This window comes from Scytonema sp. NUACC21 (genome assembly GCF_054684315.1).
Window position 1 is genome coordinate 104,489 of record NZ_BAAFZH010000107.1, and the last position, 22,790, is coordinate 127,278.

Here is a 22,790-nt window from a genome sequence, read left to right on the forward strand (position 1 = left end):
ATGGCTGTCATTGGGCTTATGTTGACTCAACCACAGAAATTGTTGCTCCATTCGCTGGATTTATGAAAAAGTGGCAAGACCCGACATGGAAAGAAGTTATTCAAAATGCGATTCAGTGGTATATAGAAAGTTTGAAGCATTCCAAGGGATATAATAGTTCCATTATTTTATTACAAGCTGCTCTAGAGAAAATAGCTTGGACCTTCCTGAAAGGTAATGAATATGTTACTTCTGATGGATTTAACGGACTAAAGGCATCTGGACAAATTAGACTTTTACTAAAAACTCTTGATATTCGTTTAGAACCTATAGAAGAATATATAGAAATTCAGAAAAAAGCCAAAGAACTAAATTGGACTGACAGTATTATAGCGATTATTGAAATTAGAAATACCATTATTCATCCTCAAATTAAATCAAATAAACCGCAATTTTTATCTGAAAAAATTATGCAAGAAGCCTTTGAAATTATTAATACATATTTAATAAAGTGTCTGTTAAAGTTATTTGAATATCCATATTCTATAGATGAAAACTAATACCCTGTACCAGTTACAAGGTAGGGACATACCGAAGGGCAGTCGCCCCTGAGATGAGGGCAATCTCTCTCACTCGGGAGACACTACGCGATCGCTGCTGATTTTGACGCAGGGTATGACAACTGTGCTAAGGACTGCTCTACAAGTGCCAGATGATGAAAGCCAGCCTCTGCACAGCATACGCGCCAAACTACCAGCACCTGTAAATAACTCTACCGATTTCACTTGTTCTCTAAAAAGCGATTGCAAAACATATCCATGATACATCCAACTGCTCGCGGCTTTGCTTTGATGCTTTGGCAAAAAAGGAGTAGCGATAAGTCAAAGGATTAAGGCTAAAGCCGGAGCGGGAAGTCGTCAAAGATACAAACATTTAGCCATTAGAACATTATACAAGACTAGTGATAGAAATTGCCACTAATCCCATAAGGTACTTTAACAGTCAAAGCAATTTAACTGATGGAGTTCTAGAAATTTTACGTAGAATAGGCATCTACCACGACACATAATAAAAACCGTATCTATTTGGGGAGTTTATAACGAGATATACATAGTCTGGTGTTGGCTTTACCAAAAATAGTGTACGTTATTGGAAAGGTACATTATCAATAACGAGTGGGTAGGCAATTATGCCTAAATGTGGAGCAGGGGAGCAGGGGAGCAGGGGAGTAGGGGAGTAGAGAAGATGGAAAGAGAAGCAATTAAAAATCACAAAGATTTGAGAGTCTATCAAATGGCTTTTGATGCAGCCATGAAAATTTTTGAGGTGTCTAAAAAGTTCCCTGTAGAGGAAAGATACTCGTTAACCGATCAAATTCGTCGGTCGTCGCGTTCCGTTTGTGCTAATCTAGCTGAAGCTTGGCGCAAGCGAAGGTACTCAGCAGCTTTCGTGGCAAAGTTGAATGATTGCGAAGCTGAATCAGCCGAAACTCGCTCCATGGATAGAATTTGCTGTCAAATGTAATTACTTAGATGTTGATACGGGTCGAGAGCTTTATGGGATGTATAATCAAATTCTAGGTAGCTTAGTAAACATGATTAATAACCCATCACCTTGGCTCATGAAGGGAGCTTCTGAGCAATGAAAACCCGCTCCCCTGCTCCCCTGCTCCCCTGCCCCCCTGCTCCCCTGCCTGTTCTTTTTCTTAATGAGTGGTCATTGATTATGCCTAAAGATGTCCGAGAGGGAGAAATAGTCTTTGCTGAGTTAGAGGCGTGTTTGGATGCTCCGATAACCAGGTATTTTGACGCGCAACTAAGAAATGACCCCGATGTGCTGGCTCAGTTGTTGGCGGATAAACGCAATCCCAATACCCGCAGGGCATATGAGAAAGATATAAGGGATTTTTTCAGTAAGATGACTGGTCTATATCCCACTCAAGACAGCGTGCTGGAGTTTTTGCACTTAGAGCGAGAGCAGGCGGTGATGGTGGTGCTGAAGTACAAGGCGCTGTTGATTCAGGGTGGTGTGCGGGAAGCAACAGTAAACCGCAGGCTGGCTGCAATTAAGTCGCTAGCCAAGATGGGGCGCAAGTTGGGTGTGTGCAACTATTCCTTAGAAGATGTGGAGGGGGAGAAGGTCAGGGCGTATAGGGATACCAGGGGTGTTGATACCAAGGCAATAGCAAAGGTAATTGGGCAGTTTGACAGAGAAACGCTCATTGGGAAGCGAAATTTTGCAATTTTTATGGTTTTATGGGGTCTAGCTCTGCGTCGTAACGAAGTGTGTCAGTTGAATGTGGGGGATTTTGATTTTTACGGACGCAAGTTACGAGTTATGGGGAAGGGTCGGGGGACTAATGAAGAGTATATAGATATATCAAAGGATGTGGCGAGCGCTGTTGCTGATTGGTTGGTTGCTCGTGGTGACGTTAATTCGTTATCGCCATTATTTACGGCGTTGGATTTTCATAACTCAGGACATCGTTTAACTGGGGATGCTATCTATAAAATAGTTGCTGCTAGTTTTAAGGCGGCTGGAATCAAAAAACCCATGTCCCCCCATCGCATAAGGCACTCTGCAATAACTGCTGCATTGGATGCAACTGATGGGAATATCAGGAAGGTGCAGAAATTGAGTCGGCATGCTGACCCAAGAACGTTAATAATTTATGACGATAACAGGAATAAAGACGCCTTGGAAATGTCAGAACTGTTGACAGGAATGTTGAAGATAGATGAATAGAAACCTTCTACCTCTTGATTAATCCGTATTTTACACAGTCTTCTCTTGGGGAGGAACTTTCATTGTAAAAAATGCTGACAATAGCGACTGTTTTTGATTGTTGTGTGGAATGTCACCGATATGTGCAGTGATTGAGGGCTATTGAGGGCGATCGCCTCCGGCGGGCGCTTCGCGCCATCGCACCCTCACCCAATCTACGCATTGACAGAAATCTGACTATGTGCATTTAAGCCCACCTTCTGTTTTAGGTGTTCCAGAATATAGCTAAAAGAAGTTGCTTGGCTACAGCCAAGGTATCGCCACTTAATTCTTGGCATGGTGAGCGCTACCTTGCGTAAAAATTTTTTTAGGGTTCGTAATCGAAGCATGGCGCTCGCCCGTCCTATCAACTCAACAATTATTAGTCGCTGTACCAGTTGAGGCGATTATATCTCCCCCCATCTACCCACTTACAGCCACGGCAATGATATCAAAATAATACATTGGGCTGACTCTGCCGCCAGCAGACCTAAAGATAGTTAAAGATACTACTTTTGGAATATTATAAATATAATTACACTTATATGTTTTTACAGTACTATATGAATTAACAGAGGTTGAGGCTCAACAATGAACAAAAAACAGAATGAATCAGAGTTGGTTAAGCTATCAGCCATAGACGAGGACATCCTTACAGTCTTGCTGGGGAGGGAGCTTTACGGTCTTGAAATCCTGAATTTGCTCAACGATGGTAGACCAATACCATTTGGCTTTGGTAGCTTATACCCGGCTCTCAATAGACTGGAGAAGAAAGGCTTAGTCTCATGGCATTGGGGTGATGAAGCTGAAGAAACAGGTGGAGCACGGCGCAAATACTATAAAGTAGAAGCTTTGGGTGCAACAGTTCTTGAAGAAGTACGGAAATACCGTGCTCAGCTGGCTTGGCGACCAGGAACAGCTATTCCTGGATTAGAAGGAGCTTAAAAAGATGATTCAAAAAAAGCACCAAATTGAGACATTTAGAGGTTCGATGCTGAAGACGCTTGTGATAGGAGGAGTAACAACTTTTTATATCTGTTTCTGGCAACAAAGCGCCTATTCATACTTTCAAAAGAAGTTACACAATGCGGTTGAGCTTTCTACCATCAATTCTATTCAAGATGAGAAGACTCTTGTCTTTGGTAGTAGGGACAATACTGCGAAAGAGAATGTTGTGTATGGTGGCTTCACCTCCTTCAGCCCCGATGGTCAGACGATTGCCTCTGCTAGTTTTGACAACACAGTGAAGTTGTGGAGTATAGATGGGCGGGAACTTAGAACTCTCAACGGGCATCGCGATAAAGTCCTCAACGTAATTTTCAGCCCCGACGGCAAGACGATTGCTTCTGCAAGTTCTGACAAAACAGTCAAACTGTGGAGGCGAAATGGCAGAGAACTCACAACCCTCACAGGGCATACAGCAGAAGTTTGGGGGGTAGCATTCAGCCCCGACGGCGAGAGGATTGCTTCTGCAAGTTCGGACAAGACCGTCAAACTGTGGAGGCGAGATGGCAAGTTACTGCAAACCCTCAAAGGGCATACAGCAGAAGTTTGGGACGTAACATTCAGCTCCGACGGCAAGACGATTGCTTCTGGTAGTAGTGACAAGACCATAAAACTTTGGGATTTGGCGACGGGCAAACAACTTAAAACCCTCTCTGGACATAATGGTGCGGTGAGGAGCATCAGTTTTAGTTCGGATGGAAAGATTCTTGCTTCTGGAAGTGATGACGGTACAGTTAAACTCTGGAGTCAAGATGGTCGAGAATTGAAGACCCTTAGAGGTGATAGCGGTAGAATTAACAGTGTTGTTTTTAGTCGTGACGGCAAGACCATAGTTGCAGCTAGTGATAACGGCACAATTAGAATCTGGAATCAAAATGGTTTGTTGCTACGTACTTTTAGTGCTGGTAGAAGAGTTCACAGTCTTGATATCAGTCCAGATAGTAAGAACATTGTTACTGGGTGTGATAATGGCACAATTCATCTTTTTAATACTAATAACGGTACATTAATACGTACAGTTAAAGGACATGAGAAAAAGGTCAATAGAGTTAATTATAACTTAGATGGTCGGTTCATTACTTCTGCTAGTGATGATGGTATAGTTAAACTCTGGAATTCTGACTTATCTATCCAAAAATTTGATTTTACAACTGCACTATTTGTAGTGGTTATCGGATTAGGTTCAAGTGCAATAGTTTTCGTTTTCATGAAACGTCTACAAAGAGAAAAGCATAATAATACATCCAAAACTCACAGAAGCTACATCATCACTGGATGGATAGCTTGTGTTCTCCCAGAAGATTGGCGAGGGAACTTGGAAACATTGCGCTATGAATTGATATCTGCAAATCAATCCAAATGGTATATCAGATTTATTACAGTCACAACATTGCTGGATATGCTTTGTGGTGGTATCCAAATAAAACTAGAAAATCTTTACGATGGGGAATTTTGGATGGCTGTTACAGGTCGGAAGTCCATTGCAGAAAACAAAGATGATTATGCAAATCACAATGATTCAAATGAGTAACCCGCTTGGATTTATACTTTTCAAGCGGGTAATTCACACAATAGCCAAATAATGATTCGCAGTCATTACTAGGCAAATCTCTGAATCATTTCCATCCGTACTGAGTCGCAATCAGTACTGACAGGATTTTTCATGAATTTAAAGGAATTAACACCATGTTATCAAATACAACAAACCAACTGTCAGCAGCAACTTATGTTGGCGTTCCTTCCAGTGGCTCAATTCCAAACCCTCAAGGTCAACCACTGTCACTAACACCATATGATTACTTCGCATTACTTCCAGCATTAATTACTGCTGCTACCCCACTAATTTTAGGATTGAGGGAGAAGAAATCTTCCGTATCAGGTACAGCAGAAGGTAAAGATAACGATTAAGTTTGATATGCCCTAAAGAAGACTCTATCGCCTCCAACCGAGTCCCAATCTTACTCTGCACCCCCAGTGTCAGCGACTCTGCGGTACTCACTCTCATGGCCAAATGCTTGATGACCTCGCTCTCCTCCCCAAATATCAACTGCTTCAGTTGCCTCAACTGTTTCTATTTGAATTTTGGGAGCGAGATTTTGATAGCATAATTGCAAGCAACAGTGCTATCAAGGTTTACCAGCGTTGAAATCTAAAGATAAGAAGTCCCCACCGAGTCAAATGCTCCGCGTCCCTACGGTACTGATTAGAGCAGTACAGGAATTGGCGCGACTACACAGGGAGGGTCATACAAAGGCTGTGCTTCAAGGGTTACAGGAATTGATATCAGATATTGATAGCAAAATTGATATCGATTTTGGTGCGGATAGTGAAGCAGTAAGACAGTTAGTCGAAAGGGTAGAGGAGTTGGAATCCCGGTTGGCTGACAGCGAGCGAGCGACTGACAACAAGTTGATAGCGAAGTTAGAGAAATCCTTGGGGAGTTTGGAACAGAAGCTCGAAGCCGTGACGCTGAAGCTCGCCATACTGGAGTCAGCCGTTGTGCAGAAACAGTACCCTCAAAGGAAAGGATACAGAACACCGTACAACAATCCTTACGTACCGCAAGCTCTTGAGCTTGAACCCTTTACCGAGGAGAACCTGGCTCGCCGATTGGCTGTAGATACCTCGACTTTGATCAAGCAACGTAAAAGTTTGAGCGAAGCCGAGTTTGAGAAGTGGTCTCGAAGTCGGGATGCAAGCAGAACAGGTTGGCGCTATAAAGATGATGGATTATATCATCCAATTGAGCAATAACACAGCTTTGGGGGTGTAAAAAATATGAAGCCGAATTCTTCCCTGACAATGTAGAAATATACACCAATGATGAAAGCCCATCTGCTCAATGTCTTTGATGCTCACAAATCTTTGATGGAAGCAGGCATTCCGGTTTTCACCGCGTTCGTCCGAAGAGTTACACACGTTTGGGGCGCGAGTACAGCGTTGATTACGTATATTTACTATATTGCCATCTAGAAAAAGTATTAATTGCTATACTTTACTTGGCACTTTATATATCAAGTTTGTATAATACATCTTAGTTGTAAATATCATCCAATTTGCAAAACACATATGGCAAAGAAAAACGATGATGAATTAATCACTCTGTCAGCGCTAGAAGAAGACCTGCTGACAGTTTTGTGCGGCAGGGAGCTTTACGGGCTGCGAATTATGAACGCCATTAACGAAGCAAGCCAAGGCAAGCGTCAGATTGGATTTGGTAGCCTTTATCCTACGCTCCACCGGATGGAAAAGAAAGGTTTGGTCAAATCGCGGTGGGGCGAAGAAACCGACTCCGAATCTGGTGGTGCAAGAAGAAAATACTACGTAATCACTGGTTTAGGGGAACGAGTGCTTAGAGAAACTCAGGAATACCGCGCCCATCTTGCGGGATGGAAACCAGCACTCATCGAACAATTGAGTTTTGTACAATCATCACTTGGTCAACTGGGAATAGAGGGGGTATAAGACGATGGACTTGAAAAAATCTTTTGATGAGTTTTTAAAACTTGTACCCAAGCTACCAATACTGTTGCAGGTAGTGCTATTGCCAGTATTAGTACTGCTATTACTTTTATCCCTATCCGTTGTCATGGTCTCGTTTACAGTTTTGTTCTGTCGTAGATATGAACTAAAAGGATTTATGGAACAGTTCGTGGAGCAGAAAAATCAGGAAATGAATCAAGCCATTAGTAAAATTGAGACGATTTATGAGGCTATCAAGCTCCAAATTCAAATTGATAAGCATCACCACAACGGTGAGAACAGTAATAATCTACAGCAAGCCAAGGGTGAGGTAGAAGACGCAATTAAAACTTTACAAATTTCAAAGCAAAATTTGTACAAAGCCAATGCGGAATTTGATGAAGCCATTAAAGATTTTTTATGTGACACCGAACAACTCAAACAAAGACCCAAATTACCTGTATGGCTTGTAAAAAAACTTCCAGAAGAGTGGCGCAGTGACTTAGAAGAGTTACAACGTGACTGGATAAATTCAGGATGCTCGTGGCTTGTGTTCCAACTACGAACTTTCCAAAGATTGCTGGAAATGAGTTGGGCTTTCTTGATGATTCGATGGCAAGATTTGCGCGATGGTAATGCAACGAAGCTTTTTGGTGATAAGCGTACAACAAATTAGGTTTTTGGATCGATAACCAGTTTGTCTCATCATGGTTTTGGATATTCTTGTGATGGTTATTCTTTTAAATTTCAACAAGCTATCAATCGATTGACACACCTATTCTAGGTACTCAAATTTAATGCCTGACGCACATTCTAATTGTTAATAAATCATAATCCACAATATGACTAACTCTTCTTTATCTTCAGCTTCTGAACCTCGCCGCAACCCTTATTTAGAAATCGAGTTGAGCATTGCGAATGAACGTCTGCGCCAAGCCCGTCAAAGTTTCAACTTGGCTTGGTTCACAACCGCAGCGTGTAGCATGATTACCGTGGGAGGAGCAGTACTCTTACTGTCAGGTCAGATTACAGAAGGAGTGGTCACAGCATCTGGTGGAGCAGTTTCGAGCGTGTGTTGCCTGAAATTTGCTAAGGATGCTAATGACAGGTTGGACAAGATTGCAAAGGAATGGAGAAACGAAAATTAACTTTGGGAGAACTGTCTTAACAAAAAAATCTTTGTACAAGAGACTCTATGAACGCGAGCGCTCACAAGGAACAATGAAAGTAAACTTTTAAGGCAGGTCTATTAATTTGTGTCTTAATTCTCAATTGAATCCAGCAGCGCTGACAGATCTGCCAACAAAGATTTTAACCTCTCCTGTTTGTCTGGATTTTCCCAAACCTTGGATTTCTTGACTTTTTTGTAGGTATTTTCCAAGAGTTTTTGAATTTCTCCACTTTCAGCAGGGGGTTGTAAAGCTTTGACCTTCTGTCGAATTTCATTTAATGAAAGAGAATAATCTATCGCCGCCTCCAAAATTTCCGTGCGGTCGGAATCTGATGAAACTTTAGCGATCGCTAGGGCTTTAGTATACTCAATACGTCCAGCACGCAAGGCTTCTAAAACATCAGGTGGCAATTTCAAGAGCGGAAGTCGGGTGCGGACGAATGATTGCCAGTTCATGCGCCCCAAGTCCGTAAAGACTTGTTCTACTGTTGACGCTGGCTCGTTACCCGAAACGTTTCGGGTAATTTTCCCTTTCGCTTCATTCTCCATTTTATAAAGTAAAGTGCGAACTTCGGAATCGTCACATCCCAATCGCAGTGCCAAAAGTTGCAATATGCTTTCCGTTTCTTCTAACGGGTTCAAGTCTTCTCTTTGCAAGTTTTCGACTAAGGCATATTGTATTGCCTGAGAATCAGACATCTCCCGGATGCTCGCGGGTACTTCGGTTAAACCGACTTCTTGTGCTGCTCTATATCGCCTCTCGCCTGCAACCAACTCATACCGCTCGCCCACGGGTCTTACCAAGAGGGGCATTAAGATGCCATCCCGCTTGACAGATTCAAAGAGCGAGCGCATAGCTTGTGGGTCAAAATAACGCCTGGGTTGACTGCTAGGCATGACAATCTTATCTAAAGACACCATCTTTGCCGCCGCTAAAGAATCTTCCTTCTTATCCAATGCGGGCGAGTGTGTAGCGGCACTTGACGATGTATCATCTTCTTTCTTATCCAATGCAGGCGAGTGTGTAGCAGCCACAACAGATGAAGAATCTTCCTTCTTTTGAGTAGCATTTTTCGCAGCGCCAACTTTTCTGGGCTTTCTGGTTGTTGCAGGCTTTGCAGGCTCGCGCTGGCTAGCTTGTCTGGGACTCATCTTCAACTCTCCGTACTCTTGTTATCTGTCTAACCTCACCATATCACCTGACTAAATAATATATATGATGTTAGTTCGTGCTGCCTTTGGGCATACTAGGAACGGGTGGTATTCATTCATTATAAATATTTGAAAGTTTTGGAGGGTTTGAAATAGATAATGGAAGTTCAATTGTTATTTTCAACCCAATCATTGCGCTGTCATGTAACTTTTAAGTTTGAGTATTATTTACAATGATAAATCTAACCACTTTTCATGTGTGTCTTGCCCAGGCTAATGCTCGTGGGTACGACCTAGATAAAAAGCAGAAGGAAGCTGTGGAGTACAGTGATGGGTCTTTGTGGCTTTTAGCAGGACCAGGCTCAGGAAAAAGTGAGGTTCTGGTTACACGCACCTTAAAGCTGCTTTGTGTAGATGGTGTTAAACCACGGTCTATTCTGCTAACCACCTTCACTGATAAAGCGGCACTTTCGGACATGGCAAAAAGACCCTGTTAAAAATTTACGCCTTTCCAAAGTGAGCCGTCTTTTTGACGGTTATCATAGTTTTAAACTAGATGGTTTACGCTCAAATGCAGCTGGGACTGACCTCGATCCTACTTTTCTAAATCGGTTTTATACAATGTTCATCAGCTATCTTATTGAAGCTGGAATTGATGATGACGAAGATGAGGAGGTCATTGTACCTAAAGGATACCTGCCAGTAATGACTATCCACCAAGCAAAGGGCTTAGAGTTTCCCTTTGTGTTCGTTGCACAATTAGGTCAAGGGGGACAGGTTGGAGCGGCACAAATTCTTGAGGGTGATTTAGCGCCATTTCGACAGGACATTTATTTTAGAAGTACAAGAAGCCCAGAACTACTAGCTTTAGAAGATGACATTCGTTTACTCTATGTAGCTTACTCACGCGCACAGTATGGTCTAATTTTAGTCGGCACACAAGATAATATAAAGAATCATGTGGCTGCGCCTGGACGAAATTACACTGAATTTCGTAGAAATACACTTGTAATTTAGAGATAGCATTTATGACAAAACCGTTCAAAGGGATTTCAGTACCCCTACATAATAAAACAGTGGTGAAGAGGCGCTACAGCGTCACTCAAGATGTCGTTTCTTTTCGACGCTGTGCTCGTCAATATGGGGCTTTCAATGTTCACAAATATGCACCAGCACACCAAACCCAGACTTATTTCGGTACTGTCATTCACCAAGTTTTAGACCGCTGTCATGCTCATTTTCATGGAATAATAGATCCGACAACGAAGGGCTTGCTTCCTGATAATGGGCTTAGTCTAAGTGAAGAAGATATTCGTGAATATTTTGATGAAGTTAAAGGAGCACAGAAAACTGGGAAAACAGCACCATCTCCTCCAAGCGATATTGTCAGGTATTTTATCCAGGTTGAGAATGGGTTGAATAGCAAAGGAATTCTGGCTATCAGATCGGATACTCGAGTGCAAGCTGTAAAAATTCTTCAATATTTTAATGCACTGGAAGGACCCACACTTTACCCACGAGTTAAGGATACAGAACACAGATTACAGGCAGATCAAACCGATCACATTCTTCATGGGGTTGTAGATTTGCTGGTAGATGCAACCTATGAAAACGTAGACCCTGCAAATTGTGAGATGTGGGACTATAAAGGCAGTAGCCGTGTTGGTCTTAATCCCAAAGACTTAGAAACGTATGAGTTTCAAATGCGTGTTTACGCCTATCTCTACCAACGCAAGCATGGCGTGCTGCCACGAAAAGCTGTTTTATATTTCCTAAATGAACTTGATGGTTCTAATTGTCCATCTAAACGCCCAGTCAATGCTCTCATGGAAGTCAGCATTGAGCCACTTGAGATTCAGGAGGCAATAGATGAGTTCACTAAGACTGTAAACCAAATTGAACAATCACGTCTCACTGATAAATGGGAAGCTGCGGCACCAAGTGACATCAGCGAACAAGATTGTAAGAATTGTGACCTCCGTTGGGATTGTAAGACTCCTAATGGTGGAAACGGTGTCAAACTAATATATCCATGACTACCAATGAAGCTATGGGGTACAGTGTAGATAAACCGAGTCAAAAAGTGGGAATTAACAAGAAAAATACCCCATCGCATCTGTCATCTGGTGGTACGATTGAATTAGCTCCGTTCACTACATTTTGAATGTTAATACTATAAAACAAGAAAAAGAAACTATGACAAATATTCCAAATCCCTTTTAGGGATTGAAAGGTTTACCAAATTCCACTCCAACAGGAATCAGAGGAGGTGTTCCTATGACACAGACTCAACTAAAGATGACAACGTTCTACTCGCGCCTTAAAGAGGTTGGCTTTCCTGAAAAGTTTGTTCGGGAGAAAGCACTGCCTGATTGGTGGGATGAAGAATTTGAAGCCACACCTGGGGCTGTGGTAGAAGCGGCGGCATATGTTTCGCGTCGATTAAACCTTGACATGACTTCCTTGCTAAAACCTGAAGCTACCCCAGTTTTTAAGCAGTCATGTCAGGCTAAATTTAAGACAAAGCAATTAACTGCAAATGAACAACTTTTAGTTGCACACTGTATGGCAACACGGATCGCTGAAATGGTTGCTTATACCTGTGTGCCAGAGTTTAAGTTCTTGCCTGCAAAAGCTTTGTTTGTGCGTGATGAAATTCTTAAAACTCGACAGTTTGTCAACCTGGAGGGGGTTTTAGAATTCTGCTGGAATTATGGAATTCCAGTTGTGTACTTTGATGGGTTTCCTCAAGCTCAAGAGGTGCGTCCCTTTGATGGCATGGTAGCGTTTTTTGACACTCGCCCAGTTATTGTTCTTAGTCTCAAGCGGCGAACACAAGCTTGGTTGCTGTTTACCTTGGCGCACGAATTGGGGCATATTATTAAAGGTCATATAAATAATGGTGCAATTGTAGATGAGGAAATTGAGCCAGAAAGTGTAGATATTGAGGAAATAGAAGCCAACGAGTTTGCTGTAGAACTTTTGTTAGGCAAGCCGGATATGGGGTATTACACGCCACGTTACTTCACTGGAGAACAACTGGCAGCTTACGCCCAACAGATTTCAGCTAGGGACGATGTTGACCCTGGTGTGGTAGTACTAAATTATGCCTGGAGTAGAACTAACAGGACGGCGATCAAAAAAGACCAACAAATTATTTGGGCAACAGCAACCAAGGCTCTTAAAATCATTGAAGGTGATGTTGATGCTCCGAAACAAATCAATCGCTATGTCCAACAGCACTTGGACTTAGATAGATTGGATGAAGACAGTCAGGATTATCTAGAATTAGCACTTACGGAGTAGTATTTGTCACCAGTTTGTTTTTTGGATAATGACATTATTCTTAAGTTAGTAGCTTGCAGTCTGTTTGAAGAAGCAGTAACCTGTCTGGGTGTGGCTGAAACAGACTTGCGAGTTTTATCCGACGCAAAATATGTATTTCGTAAAAGTCGCCGGATAGCACAAAAGTATCCTCAAGCTATCCGGGACAGTGCAATTTTAATTGTGGATAGATGCACAAAAATTCAACCTGCGCCCAGTGAGGAACTGCAAGAGTTGGAAGTTGAAGGAATTGACCCTGGTGAGAGGATATTAATTTCAGCCACCAAGTATGAGACATCTTTTTATTTAACTACAGGGGATAAGCGATGCCTTACTGCTTTAGCAGCGGCGACGCAATTAGTCGAGATTAGACAAAGGCTGATAGGGCGAGTTGTTTGTTTGGAACAGCTAATCTTGAAGTTGATTGACCAAAAGGGATTTGATGAGGTTTTAGCAAAAGTATTGCCAGCCAGAGAATACGATACTGCTTTAAAGGCGATTTTTGGCTCTGGAGAGAAGGCTACTCAAGAAAGTGTTTTGCAGGCACTAGAAGGATATATAGAGGACTTGCGAAAACGGACTGAAGGATTGCTAGCTAACCTCTAATAAGGAGATGAGAGTAGTATTTTGCTATAGTATGTTAGTTCTATAAAGTTTTTGGGAATACTTTATATGTAATTTCCGGTAAAGTTAAATGAATTTCTTTGTATATATTATTGAATCCCCTTCAAATGAAGATATTGAAAACGGTCGCATTGAAGGAAAAGTTTTAACAGAATATTTTAAATTGGGCGGTGATATTCCTTACTCTTACAACTTTGTCACTAATAGAGGACAGTTAGCTGAAGCTCTTACTTCACACTTGATTCAAGCTTGTGAAAATTTTCAAGGTATTCCTATTCTTCACTTTAGTATGCATGGCAGTAAAGGGGGTATACATCTGACTAATGATTTTATATCATGGCACGAATTACGTATTTTACTTCTTCCATTATTACAAGAATTAAATATTTTTCTAATTATTTGTATGTCTACTTGCTTTGGTATTCATGGTTGTCAAATGGCTATGTATCTGGATAATAAACCATCATTTTATGCTCTTATAGGAAATAATACAAAAGTCAGCTTTAAAGATGCTATCATGGCTTATCAGTCTTTTTATCACAGGTTATTTAAAGGGGGAACCACATTTCACGATTGTGTAGAAGCAATGAAAAGCGCTTCTGGTAATAATAACTTTGACTATGTATTAGGCGAAAATATTCGTCAATACATCTATTTAGAATCCATTAAAAGACAAGCTTTGAATGTAGCATTACAACGAATGAAAAATGCTACATTAGGCATGAGAAACATGGCTTTTATGGGTGATTTTGCAAATAATAGTTCCTACCAACAACGCCTACTTAGGTAATAAGAGTGTGGGGGGAATGATAACTAGACCTTAGGGGCTGTTTCAACGTTGGCGATATTGTCGCCAGTGGGTGAAGAACTCGGGGTTTTCGTAGTAACGGAACAACTTTAGTCGCTAAGCCATAAATAAATGTTGAATAGCGAAGTTACTAAATCGGATACTCTAACGGCTTTTTTTGCGTTTTGAAATGTTTTTTTTACATGACGTATTGAAAATTCCTCTGACCCTAATCCCTACTCCCTATTTTCAAGACAGCTTTCTCTTATAAAAATAGTGACAATTGCCCAGGAGATATATTACCTTGTCTAAATTGATGATAGCGAAGGTGACAGCCACTGCACAGGGAAACTAGGTTCTCTCTTCTGTTATCAGAAGGATCGCGATTCCAGTGATGGACTTGAAGCGTGTAAGCTTTGCGTTGGGATAGAGTCCAATTTTCTGGTTTTTCTCCAGGGCGCAAACAAACCCTACCGCATTTGGTACAGCGCCATTCAGAGGCTTGTTTGACAGCCGTGGCTATATATTCCAATTGTCTGGATAACGGGCAGTGCTCATGTCATGAAGAATGTTTTAGCTCACGATAACTTTCATCACGGACAATTTTACCTGATGCAGCAACATAATGCTAAGTTCTCTTTTATAACACAAGATAAATGGGGACTAGGGATTGGGGATTAGGAATTGGCGATTAGGAAGAAGTTTTCTGCCTATTACCCAGTACCCAGTACCCTTCACCGCTCGGTCTGGTTATCTGACAAAATTGCTTTGATTTGAGCCAATAATTTCTCTAAAGATTTCCGTTTTTTGGGATCGTTCCACACTTTGGATGTTCCTAATTGCTTGCTCAATTCTTTGTACTGTAGTTTCAGGGGTGAAGTTTTTTCTTCGGATGTCTTCTTGAGAATGGCATTGACAGAGTGTTGAATTTCTGTCAATGAGAGATTGTTTTCGATCGCCAATCTCAGGATTTTGGCTCGTGACTCAGAGTCGGGAATTCGAGCAATTACCTTTGCTTTGGTGTACTCTATTTGACCGCTTCTTAAAGATGTAATGATATCTTGGGGAAGCGTTATGAGGGGAAGACGGTTTTTGACGAAGGATTCCCAACTCATGCGACCCAAAGCGGCAAATACTTCTTCTACGATCTTAAGCTTTGGGTTGAATAATGTTGATGTTTCGGGCATTTGCTCGGACAATTCTGAGTTACCCATAACGTTATGGGCAGATGACTCAGAGTTACCCATAACGTTATGGGCTTCTTCGTGACTCGACTCAATCCTGTTATGAGAAGCTTTTTTTTGCTCGCGTTGCAAGCGATATAACAAGCGAGGAACTTCCTCAACAGGCACATCTAACTTCATAGATAATAGTTCCAAAATCCCCTCAGTTTCCTCCCAAGGATTTAAGTCTTCCCGTTGAAGGTTTTCTACAAGGCGGACTTGTCGGGCGATCGCATCATCCATGTCTCGAATGACGACAGGCACTTGTGACAAGCCAGCCATAAGTGCAGCCTTGTAGCGTCGTTCCCCTGCAACTAATTCATAATCACCATCAGTCAGCGGACGAACGAGCAACGGTTCGAGAATGCCAAACTCTTTGATTGAGTGTGCTAGATCTTCCAGCTTTTTAGGATCGAAATAGCGCCGGGGCTGGGAGGCGGGTAATTGAATTTTGAAGACAGCAATTTCGCCCTTTGGTGCTTGTTCGGAATCGGAGTCCGTCTCTGGAGTATCTGCTCCTCCAAACAGGAGGTCAACGGGTCTTTTTAGTTGGGTATAAGGTATATCCTTTTTTCTACTCACGGCGTTGTTTTGACTTCAAGTTTTTCTAAACTACTAACAATTTTCTTTAGTACCTTAACTGCTGAATGACTTTTATCAAACAATGCTAACGGTAATCGGCGCTCTGAAGCATCGGCAAAAGCAATGGTTTTGGGTATTGGTGGGTACACAGTTGCTACGGATGAGAGCTGCTCCTGTACGGCACTAGCGGTGCGAGATTCTTGTGCCGTGCGGCTATCTAACATAGTAGGAATAAAGCCAGCAATTTGCAAATTTTTATTTAATTTCTTGCGAACTCGTTCTACCGTACCTAGTAGTAAATCTGTTCCCAAGAATGATTTGAACTGGCATTGGATGGGAACTAGGATGTGAGTGGCGGCTGTTAAACTCAGGATACTTAGGATTCCCAAGCTGGGGGGACAGTCAATCAGGATAAAATCGTAGTTGTTCAGAATAGGAGAAAGCGCTTCTTTGAGACGATACTCCCTAGCGGTGGCTGCTGGTAGAAGTAGTTCGGCGGCGCTGAGATTGATGTTGGTGGGAGCAAGCCAAAGCCCGTGAATTTTTTCTGGGTATATGGGTAGTGGTTCTTCGTCAACAATGGCATCGTAAACGGTTTTCTCTAGTGTTTCTGGTTCGACTCCCATAAAGTTGGTGAGGCTGGCTTGCGGGTCCATATCAATGAGCAGTACCCGATGCTTCTTTTGTGCTAAGTGGTAGCCTATATTTTGAGTGAGGGTTGATTTAGCAACGCCGCCACTTTGATTGAATAGCGCAATTATACAAGTTTTGCTCTGTTCCCTCATAATAAAGTCCTTTCCTAAACAATAAAGTTCTTGACTGAAGAATAAAATCATACGCTTAACTGGTTCATTGGTGAAGGTGCCAGTTAAGTTGTAAGTGGACAAGTTTATTTGCTGTCAGGCGTTGGCTGCAAAACTTAGTATCGTGACAATTGTCCCATAAGAAGAGATGGAGGTCATTACCATCAAAACACAATGATTCTAAGTATTCACACTCTGTGACAGTCAAGAACTTTATTGTTTGTGACTGGGCGAGCCTAAGAGAAAAATCGCTCGACCGTAAAGGCGCGAAAAATTTTGGCTCCGACATAATAGGGGTTTCCGGCTTTTTCAGTAAAGAACCCTATTGTCTGTGTAATTGCGATCGCATCTGTAAAAATTTGGGGTTATAACGCCCGACGCCCGCAAGAGCAAGGTATCTTCGCTGCAGCGATGCGCCAAGATGTAAAGCCAATGTTTTAGATAATGAACGTGATTTTACCAATCCACACATTCTCCGTTTGAGGGTGTAAGTTTTTATTGGTAAATTTTTACTTTTACTTAATCAATCAGCGAATATATTAAAATTTTACGAACTATATCGTATTGATACTTAATTTTTAAAGTAAACTTATGATTAAGAACTGTAAATTTACTTATCAATAAAAACCAATACTTAAATCTTACTTTAGACAGATATTATCTCTATCTAAAGGTTGATATCACTTGCTTTTAAGCTTTACGATACTTAAATTACAAAGAAAGAAAAACCACATTGTATCAGTTAGCAGCGAAACACTGACTGTTTCCTTATAGAACTGAAATTTTTTAGTAAGTATCCGAATTAACAGCAATGAGAACCATTAATTTAGAATTTGCCCCAAATTCAAATGCTGGTTTAACAAAGCAAAGGAGGCAGAAACAAAAACTACGTGTATAAAGGAAATTCCCAGCGTTACTGTAACCAAACTGCGATGGCAGCACTACACTTGGGCTGCTTACAAACTTTCGACAGGACAACTTGTTTTTAGCGATCGTCAAATGGCACTGGCTGTTGGACAATCCAAAAAAGCTGCTCAGGATTTTGTACGCAGCAACAACTTAAACACCATCCTTGTACAACTTCCAAACCACACCCTAATGAGAGCAAATCCGCTCTCTACAGTAGTAGCTTATTGGAAATCGCTTTTAGAGCTTGGTTTAGTTACCAGTTGCTCTAATTCCTTCAACTGGGAGGAATTTTTAGAATGGGTAGAACAATCGGCAAGCAAGTTTTTGAAGAGTGAAATTTGCCCCATCTCCCAATTCAAAACAGATACCCAAAACTTGAGAACTGTGGTATCTGCTCAACCCATAAAATTGCAATTACAAGGCTCTTACTCTACCATCAATCTAGAACTAGAAGTGCTAGCAATCTTTTCTGGGGAGTACCGCATCAGTTACCAATCTGGACTGGCTGTAATTGGAACCAATCCAAACTGGTTAAAGGAATTAAAAAATTCCCCTAGAAAGTTAAGAACCTTAAAAAATAAAGGTTTCTCTGGATTATCAATATTCTGTTACGTGCATACACCAAATGGTGTCCAAGAAATGGAAACTCTTAGTATTGACGACTGGCTGACAATTTGGGAGTATTTCGCCAACCACGGCAATACTAAAGCCAGTGCTGTTTTAAAGGCGTGTGCCAAGGAAAGTCTCCAAAAGAGGGCGGCAATTGCTGCTATGACTGGATTTAATCCGGCAAGACTTGATTCAAATTCCAGTCAGTTTCTCATGACTCAATAATTGCGCTTCGCGTGAACTAATTTGAAAAAAGAGTGTTTACGACACGGCAGAGCGCTTCAGACACTCTCGTTCTTGCAGGAGGCGATAGCGTAGCGCTGTAGCATAGCGGCAGATCGCATCATTCCTGCTTTATCTCCGGCATAAAGTGGGACATTTTGTAAATAAAATTGAGGAATTCTTGCATAGAACACTTTTAGCAGCTTCCTGTGCTATGGGTCAGTAATGGAGGGAAAAGTAATAATGAATGAGCAACACCAAAATGCTTATCTTAATATGATTCAGAGACTGCTGAATTCTCGTAGCGATCGGGAGTTTCAGAAAGGGCAATTGCAGGACGCATTGCAGATTTTCCAGCAGGTTTTAGAGATGCTGCGGCAGGCAGGCGATCGCTTAGGTGAGGCAGAAGCATTCATCTGCATGGCTGACTTCTACAATCGCTTAGGTAAATACATTGAAGCGCTGGAATTGATTGAGCAAACGTTAGCAATTGCCAAAGAGACCAGTCACCAGGAACAGCAACATCTCCAATCGATTGAAGCAGAAGCCCTCAAACTCCTGGGAATAGTTTATTTTGGGCAAGGAAATTTTGCCAAAGCACGGGAGACAGCACAAACAGCCTTAGAAGTTTTTAAGGAGATTAGCGATCGCCAAAAAGAAGCTGAAACTGTATTGAGACAATAAAGTCTTACACTGGCGTAGCCCAAAAGCCTTAATCTTACGTTAGCCAAAAAAACTGGATTGACAATAAAGTTTTACCTTGGGACGCTTGCCCATTCCTTTTTTAAGGAGCGAGCGTGACAATAAAGTTTTACACTAAGTTTTTGAAAATGCTTGAGAATAGAGGCCCATCATACAAAATCCAGTCGCAAACGTACCAAACTATGGATGGTTCCAGTGTAGAACTTTATTGTCTGGGGTAAGAGTTTATTGCCAAGAGTTGAACTTTATTGTTTTTATACAGAAACAATTTATGTGACAGTGAGGAAAAGCAAAACTTATTTCCTTGAGGCAGAGTACAATATATACTCTTTGCCAGGAGAGTGAGAGTTCAGTAAGTCAATCGTGTAAATAAATACTTTTTAATCAAAGCCTTTACGCAATAACTGCTGCTTTTGAGTGGTAGCCATGTTTGCAAGCTGATTTCAAAGATTGGGATTATGTATTCCCAGCTTCCCCTGAAATTTGAGCCTTCCGCAACGAGGCTCAACGCTGGCTGTTAGGAGTTACGAAAACCGAATTGGAAGTTTGGGTCAAAACTAACGAGAGATTTTTTGATGCCACCCTGAAAATGAACCTACGCCGGAGGTTGCATCAGTTAGATGATAATGCTAAACTATTTCAACATCCCCGATATTGGGCGGCATTTTGTGCGATCAGTCAATGATGACAAAATATCGATAATATACACTTGCGGTTATCGGTACAATCTGCTCAAATCATGAACGAAATTACCCAAAGTTTTGGACTGCGTAGTCCTAGTATTACTCTTTATGCTTTCCATCTGCGAAATAGCATCAACCAGGGACTAGAGCCGACTGTAGCAGAAGCACCACAGCTGTGGGAACAGTTAGTTGATTTGGGTAATAAGCTCCACATTACAGAATTACAAACTCTGCAACAACAACTTATTTGTTACCAAGACAATCAATATTTTCCACAAGCAGAAGATAGTCTGGTGATTGAATATTTTAATCTACTGCCTAATCAAAAAGAAAGTTTAAACTTTCAGTTAATTTCTACAACTAATGAGTTAGAACTTCTGGGATTCCTTTGCCCTTTTCGGTTACATGATACTTATGCAATCGATTTAACCCTATTTTCTAAAGACACGTTCTCTCTGTCTAAATTAAGTAATTTCAATCCTTATAATCTACTGCTACCTCCACAAGTTAAAGCTTCTTTGGGGCAAACATTATTGCTTTTTTGTCAACCAATAGAACCACAAGAAGACTATCAATATTTGGCTGATGCGTGTGTTGCAGAAATACTTTCAGTAAGAAAAGATATCGAGTTAATTGGTACAGGCTATCTGCTAGAAAATCCTATTTTTGAATATGAAAGCACCCACACAGACCCTGCTCAAAAACTGCATATTTTAGTTTGGTTTGAATGCCAAAATATACATCCAGAACATATGGATAAAGTAGCTGAAATTCTACTGTATCTACTGTGGCATCGCCATAAAATTCAATATGTTTATCATCAATCTCGATGGTGCGATCGCCAAGCAAAAGAACTTTACGGCAAATTGGAGGAGTACAGGTCGCGCTTTAATCAAATTTCTCAAGCTGCAAATCAGCAATGGCTGTTAAGGCAGTTGCTAGCAGAACTCCGACAGACGGAATTAGAGTATGTTCGCTACCTGGGGGAACTGGCAGACCACGAAAATACTATAGCTATAAATGAACAAAATTACAGGACTAAGCTAGAAAAACTGGAGTCGCTACCAGAGACAAACTTACGTTTATGGCAACAGTTTTTACAGCATATCCATAATAAATTACAACTACAACTTCAAACAGACTTGCGCTTCTTAGAACGGGGATACGCTCGCATAGAACGCCTAAAAGTTATACTTCAGCAAGCTCTTTATACTGAACTAGTAAACAACAATATGTCTGGAATTCCTTCTGAAATTTACATTAGATTACGCAATGCTTTGTTAAGTTGTGACCAGTTTGACAATGCCCAATATTTACGGAATTTCTTTAGAGCAAATGCTCCACTTACACCTTGGCAACACCGTTGGCAAGCTGGTAGCCCGTCTGTGCTTGTGGAGGATGCCATCGGCTATCTAAATGATAAATTTCGTGACGACACACAGGAAAACGTGTTAGTTATCTTAGTACGTTTACTAGCGGAGTCAATAAACTTAGCAGATAGCCGCCATCAAACTTTAGCAAAACTGGCAGAGGAACTTAATGTTGTACTTTCCCCCCACACATCTAATCAAGGTTCAAACCCAGTTAATATTCCCACTAAAATCAACACTAGGGATCAAAATTATATAGGAAATCAAAGAGAAACAAAATGCACCTTCAGTTGGTTGCACCTCACCGACTTTCATCAAGGCATGACGATGCAGTCTTGGTTTTGGCCTGGTGTAAGAGACATCTTCTTTACAGATTTGAAACGCCTTCACGATAAGTGTGGGCCGTGGGACTTAGTTTTATTTACTGGAGACCTGACTCAGCAAGGAAGTGCTCAAGAATTCCAAACACTCAATCAACTAATGAAAGAACTATGGGATTGTTTCGATAAATTAGGTTCATCCCCCAAGCTACTAGCAGTACCAGGCAATCACGATTTAGTTAGACCTAATAAAAAAGAACCTGCGGTACGACTTTTGCAGCAGTGGCTAAACCTACTAGATATACAGCAAGAGTTTTGGGAGGATGCAGAGTCACCATATCGTCAAGTGGTTACAAAAGCATTTGAAAACTACATGGTATGGTGGGAAAACCAAACCTTCAAGCCCGAAGACCTAAAACCCGGAATTTTACCAGGCGATTTTTCAGCCACCATTGAAAAGAAAGGTGCAAAGCTGGGAATTGTAGGTTTAAATACAAGCTTTCTCCAATTAACTGGTGAGAACTATGAAGGCAAGCTAGCGCTTCATCCCCGCCAATTTCATCAAGCCTGTAACGGCGATGGTTCAGCTTGGGCAAAACAACATAATGCCTGCCTGTTGCTGACACATCACCCACCGGGATGGTTAAGCCCAGATTCACAACGGCATCTCAAAGCGGAAATTACATCTCATGGGCGCTTTGCAGTTCACCTGTGCGGGCACTTACACGAAGCATACTCTGGAGAAATTGCAGAAGGTGGGACTGATACTCGACGCATTTGGCAAGGTCGCTCGCTTTTTGGCTTAGAATACTACTCCAGGGAAAATACAGAAGTTAAACGTCTACATGGTTACACGGCTGCCAAAGTAGAAGTTAGCGAGAATAAAGGGAATTTGATATTTTGGCCTCGTGAAGCACGACTACAAGGAGGACAGAGAAGTATTGTGCCAGATTATTCTGTAAATTTGACCGATAACCAGCACACCAACCCGAAAGAGTTTGAACTGCTGCAACCTTATGTCTGTGAGGATATGTAAAAAAATAACTTGACTAAAAACGAGTCACTAATCATCTTGAAATTCATATAAAATTTTTGGTATA

The 22,790-nt window shown here is 41.4% G+C and carries 23 protein-coding genes and 2 pseudogenes; 19 read left to right on the forward strand and 6 right to left on the reverse strand.

The features are described 5' to 3' along the window. Positions 1 to 62 precede the first annotated feature (62 nt). On the forward strand, positions 63 to 539 hold the full coding sequence (locus ACYRY3_RS39570; protein WP_460207296.1) for a hypothetical protein: 477 nt from the start codon (positions 63 to 65) through the stop codon (positions 537 to 539). A 69-nt stretch (positions 540 to 608) separates the two neighbouring features. Here ACYRY3_RS39570 and ACYRY3_RS39575 read toward each other — a convergent pair whose 3' ends face one another. Then, positions 609 to 842 carry a hypothetical protein gene (locus ACYRY3_RS39575; protein WP_460207297.1) on the reverse strand — a complete coding sequence of 78 codons (234 nt, stop codon included), beginning with the start codon at positions 840 to 842 and terminating at the stop codon, positions 609 to 611. A gap of 382 nt (positions 843 to 1,224) precedes the next feature. On the opposite strand from ACYRY3_RS39575, the pseudogene ACYRY3_RS39580 reads away from it, so the two are divergent. From ACYRY3_RS39580 to ACYRY3_RS39600, 5 genes and pseudogenes are all read left to right on the forward strand, one after another. Continuing rightward, positions 1,225 to 1,624 (forward strand): annotated as a pseudogene (locus ACYRY3_RS39580) (four helix bundle protein). An 80-nt stretch (positions 1,625 to 1,704) separates the two neighbouring features. Next, positions 1,705 to 2,724, forward strand: a complete 1,020-nt coding sequence (locus tag ACYRY3_RS39585) for a tyrosine-type recombinase/integrase (protein WP_460207298.1) — start codon at positions 1,705 to 1,707, stop codon at positions 2,722 to 2,724. Positions 2,725 to 3,333: 609 nt separating this feature from the next. Further along, entirely contained in the window at positions 3,334 to 3,687 is a 354-nt protein-coding gene (locus ACYRY3_RS39590; protein ID WP_460207299.1) for a PadR family transcriptional regulator, read from the forward strand. 4 nt (positions 3,688 to 3,691) lie between these two features. Beyond that, the gene (locus ACYRY3_RS39595; protein ID WP_460207300.1) at positions 3,692 to 5,278 is read left to right on the forward strand and encodes a WD40 repeat domain-containing protein; all 1,587 of its coding nucleotides are present in this window, start codon (positions 3,692 to 3,694) and stop codon (positions 5,276 to 5,278) included. 155 nt (positions 5,279 to 5,433) lie between these two features. After that, positions 5,434 to 5,655, forward strand: coding sequence for a hypothetical protein (locus ACYRY3_RS39600; protein ID WP_460207301.1), 222 nt, complete (start codon positions 5,434 to 5,436; stop codon positions 5,653 to 5,655). Positions 5,656 to 5,705: 50 nt separating this feature from the next. On the opposite strand, the gene ACYRY3_RS39605 is transcribed toward ACYRY3_RS39600, so the two are convergent. Further along, positions 5,706 to 5,861 (reverse strand): hypothetical protein, encoded by a 156-nt coding sequence (locus ACYRY3_RS39605; RefSeq protein WP_460207302.1) that lies wholly within the window; start codon positions 5,859 to 5,861, stop codon positions 5,706 to 5,708. Between the two features lie 28 nt (positions 5,862 to 5,889). On the opposite strand from ACYRY3_RS39605, the gene ACYRY3_RS39610 reads away from it, so the two are divergent. The 4 genes from ACYRY3_RS39610 (at position 5,890) to ACYRY3_RS39625 (ending at position 8,357) form a co-directional block, all read left to right on the forward strand. Beyond that, positions 5,890 to 6,501 carry a hypothetical protein gene (locus tag ACYRY3_RS39610; RefSeq protein WP_460207303.1) on the forward strand — a complete coding sequence of 204 codons (612 nt, stop codon included), beginning with the start codon at positions 5,890 to 5,892 and terminating at the stop codon, positions 6,499 to 6,501. Positions 6,502 to 6,816: 315 nt separating this feature from the next. After that, the gene (locus ACYRY3_RS39615) at positions 6,817 to 7,212 is read left to right on the forward strand and encodes a PadR family transcriptional regulator (RefSeq protein WP_460207304.1); all 396 of its coding nucleotides are present in this window, start codon (positions 6,817 to 6,819) and stop codon (positions 7,210 to 7,212) included. A gap of 4 nt (positions 7,213 to 7,216) precedes the next feature. Beyond that, positions 7,217 to 7,885: a hypothetical protein gene (locus ACYRY3_RS39620; RefSeq protein ID WP_460207305.1), complete on the forward strand. Its 669-nt coding sequence runs from the start codon at positions 7,217 to 7,219 to the stop codon at positions 7,883 to 7,885. 166 nt (positions 7,886 to 8,051) lie between these two features. Then, the gene (locus ACYRY3_RS39625; protein ID WP_460207306.1) at positions 8,052 to 8,357 is read left to right on the forward strand and encodes a TRADD-N-associated membrane domain-containing protein; all 306 of its coding nucleotides are present in this window, start codon (positions 8,052 to 8,054) and stop codon (positions 8,355 to 8,357) included. A gap of 113 nt (positions 8,358 to 8,470) precedes the next feature. Here the strand turns inward: ACYRY3_RS39625 and ACYRY3_RS39630 are convergent, their stop codons facing one another. After that, positions 8,471 to 9,532, reverse strand: coding sequence for a ParB/RepB/Spo0J family partition protein (locus ACYRY3_RS39630; protein WP_460207307.1), 1,062 nt, complete (start codon positions 9,530 to 9,532; stop codon positions 8,471 to 8,473). A gap of 233 nt (positions 9,533 to 9,765) precedes the next feature. On the opposite strand from ACYRY3_RS39630, the gene ACYRY3_RS39635 reads away from it, so the two are divergent. The 6 genes from ACYRY3_RS39635 (at position 9,766) to ACYRY3_RS39660 (ending at position 14,270) form a co-directional block, all read left to right on the forward strand. Further along, positions 9,766 to 10,029 (forward strand): UvrD-helicase domain-containing protein, encoded by a 264-nt coding sequence (locus ACYRY3_RS39635; protein WP_460207308.1) that lies wholly within the window; start codon positions 9,766 to 9,768, stop codon positions 10,027 to 10,029. A gap of 19 nt (positions 10,030 to 10,048) precedes the next feature. After that, entirely contained in the window at positions 10,049 to 10,549 is a 501-nt protein-coding gene (locus ACYRY3_RS39640) for a 3'-5' exonuclease (RefSeq protein WP_460207309.1), read from the forward strand. A gap of 11 nt (positions 10,550 to 10,560) precedes the next feature. Then, positions 10,561 to 11,568, forward strand: coding sequence for a PD-(D/E)XK nuclease family protein (locus tag ACYRY3_RS39645; RefSeq protein WP_460207310.1), 1,008 nt, complete (start codon positions 10,561 to 10,563; stop codon positions 11,566 to 11,568). Between the two features lie 241 nt (positions 11,569 to 11,809). Then, positions 11,810 to 12,838 (forward strand): ImmA/IrrE family metallo-endopeptidase, encoded by a 1,029-nt coding sequence (locus ACYRY3_RS39650; RefSeq protein WP_460207311.1) that lies wholly within the window; start codon positions 11,810 to 11,812, stop codon positions 12,836 to 12,838. A 21-nt stretch (positions 12,839 to 12,859) separates the two neighbouring features. Further along, complete coding sequence (locus ACYRY3_RS39655) at positions 12,860 to 13,462, forward strand: hypothetical protein (RefSeq protein WP_460207312.1); 603 nt, start codon at positions 12,860 to 12,862, stop codon at positions 13,460 to 13,462. An 88-nt stretch (positions 13,463 to 13,550) separates the two neighbouring features. Beyond that, positions 13,551 to 14,270, forward strand: coding sequence for a hypothetical protein (locus tag ACYRY3_RS39660; RefSeq protein ID WP_460207313.1), 720 nt, complete (start codon positions 13,551 to 13,553; stop codon positions 14,268 to 14,270). A gap of 262 nt (positions 14,271 to 14,532) precedes the next feature. Here the strand turns inward: ACYRY3_RS39660 and ACYRY3_RS39665 are convergent. The 3 genes and pseudogenes from ACYRY3_RS39665 to ACYRY3_RS39675 form a co-directional block, all read right to left on the reverse strand. Then, positions 14,533 to 14,825, reverse strand: a pseudogene (locus tag ACYRY3_RS39665) (HNH endonuclease). A 176-nt stretch (positions 14,826 to 15,001) separates the two neighbouring features. Beyond that, the gene (locus ACYRY3_RS39670) at positions 15,002 to 16,072 is read right to left on the reverse strand and encodes a ParB/RepB/Spo0J family partition protein (RefSeq protein ID WP_460207314.1); all 1,071 of its coding nucleotides are present in this window, start codon (positions 16,070 to 16,072) and stop codon (positions 15,002 to 15,004) included. After that, entirely contained in the window at positions 16,069 to 16,857 is a 789-nt protein-coding gene (locus ACYRY3_RS39675; RefSeq protein WP_460207315.1) for a ParA family protein, read from the reverse strand. Before ACYRY3_RS39675 ends, ACYRY3_RS39670 begins: the two co-directional genes overlap by 4 nt. A 1,017-nt stretch (positions 16,858 to 17,874) precedes the next feature. Here ACYRY3_RS39675 and ACYRY3_RS39680 point away from each other — a divergent pair. From ACYRY3_RS39680 to ACYRY3_RS39690, 3 genes are all read left to right on the forward strand, one after another. Further along, entirely contained in the window at positions 17,875 to 18,618 is a 744-nt protein-coding gene (locus tag ACYRY3_RS39680; protein ID WP_460207316.1) for a hypothetical protein, read from the forward strand. Between the two features lie 240 nt (positions 18,619 to 18,858). Continuing rightward, positions 18,859 to 19,299 (forward strand): tetratricopeptide repeat protein, encoded by a 441-nt coding sequence (locus ACYRY3_RS39685; protein ID WP_460207317.1) that lies wholly within the window; start codon positions 18,859 to 18,861, stop codon positions 19,297 to 19,299. A 757-nt stretch (positions 19,300 to 20,056) separates the two neighbouring features. Beyond that, positions 20,057 to 22,726 carry a metallophosphoesterase family protein gene (locus tag ACYRY3_RS39690; RefSeq protein ID WP_460207318.1) on the forward strand — a complete coding sequence of 890 codons (2,670 nt, stop codon included), beginning with the start codon at positions 20,057 to 20,059 and terminating at the stop codon, positions 22,724 to 22,726. Positions 22,727 to 22,790 lie beyond the last annotated feature (64 nt).

Bases quoted from the DNA above. Each gene is read 5' to 3' on its own strand.
- ACYRY3_RS39570 (WP_460207296.1), top strand. From the start codon at position 63: ATGAAAAAGTGGCAAGACCCGACATGGAAAGAAGTTATTCAAAATGCG.
- ACYRY3_RS39585 (WP_460207298.1), top strand. From the start codon at position 1,705: ATGCCTAAAGATGTCCGAGAGGGAGAAATAGTCTTTGCTGAGTTAGAG.
- ACYRY3_RS39590 (WP_460207299.1), top strand. From the start codon at position 3,334: ATGAACAAAAAACAGAATGAATCAGAGTTGGTTAAGCTATCAGCCATA.
- ACYRY3_RS39595 (WP_460207300.1), top strand. From the start codon at position 3,692: ATGATTCAAAAAAAGCACCAAATTGAGACATTTAGAGGTTCGATGCTG.
- ACYRY3_RS39600 (WP_460207301.1), top strand. From the start codon at position 5,434: ATGTTATCAAATACAACAAACCAACTGTCAGCAGCAACTTATGTTGGC.
- ACYRY3_RS39615 (WP_460207304.1), top strand. From the start codon at position 6,817: ATGGCAAAGAAAAACGATGATGAATTAATCACTCTGTCAGCGCTAGAA.
- ACYRY3_RS39620 (WP_460207305.1), top strand. From the start codon at position 7,217: ATGGACTTGAAAAAATCTTTTGATGAGTTTTTAAAACTTGTACCCAAG.
- ACYRY3_RS39625 (WP_460207306.1), top strand. From the start codon at position 8,052: ATGACTAACTCTTCTTTATCTTCAGCTTCTGAACCTCGCCGCAACCCT.
- ACYRY3_RS39630 (WP_460207307.1), bottom strand. From the start codon at position 9,532: ATGAGTCCCAGACAAGCTAGCCAGCGCGAGCCTGCAAAGCCTGCAACA.
- ACYRY3_RS39635 (WP_460207308.1), top strand. From the start codon at position 9,766: ATGATAAATCTAACCACTTTTCATGTGTGTCTTGCCCAGGCTAATGCT.
- ACYRY3_RS39645 (WP_460207310.1), top strand. From the start codon at position 10,561: ATGACAAAACCGTTCAAAGGGATTTCAGTACCCCTACATAATAAAACA.
- ACYRY3_RS39650 (WP_460207311.1), top strand. From the start codon at position 11,810: ATGACACAGACTCAACTAAAGATGACAACGTTCTACTCGCGCCTTAAA.
- ACYRY3_RS39660 (WP_460207313.1), top strand. From the start codon at position 13,551: ATGAATTTCTTTGTATATATTATTGAATCCCCTTCAAATGAAGATATT.
- ACYRY3_RS39675 (WP_460207315.1), bottom strand. From the start codon at position 16,857: ATGAGGGAACAGAGCAAAACTTGTATAATTGCGCTATTCAATCAAAGT.
- ACYRY3_RS39680 (WP_460207316.1), top strand. From the start codon at position 17,875: ATGGCACTGGCTGTTGGACAATCCAAAAAAGCTGCTCAGGATTTTGTA.
- ACYRY3_RS39685 (WP_460207317.1), top strand. From the start codon at position 18,859: ATGAATGAGCAACACCAAAATGCTTATCTTAATATGATTCAGAGACTG.
- ACYRY3_RS39690 (WP_460207318.1), top strand. From the start codon at position 20,057: ATGAACGAAATTACCCAAAGTTTTGGACTGCGTAGTCCTAGTATTACT.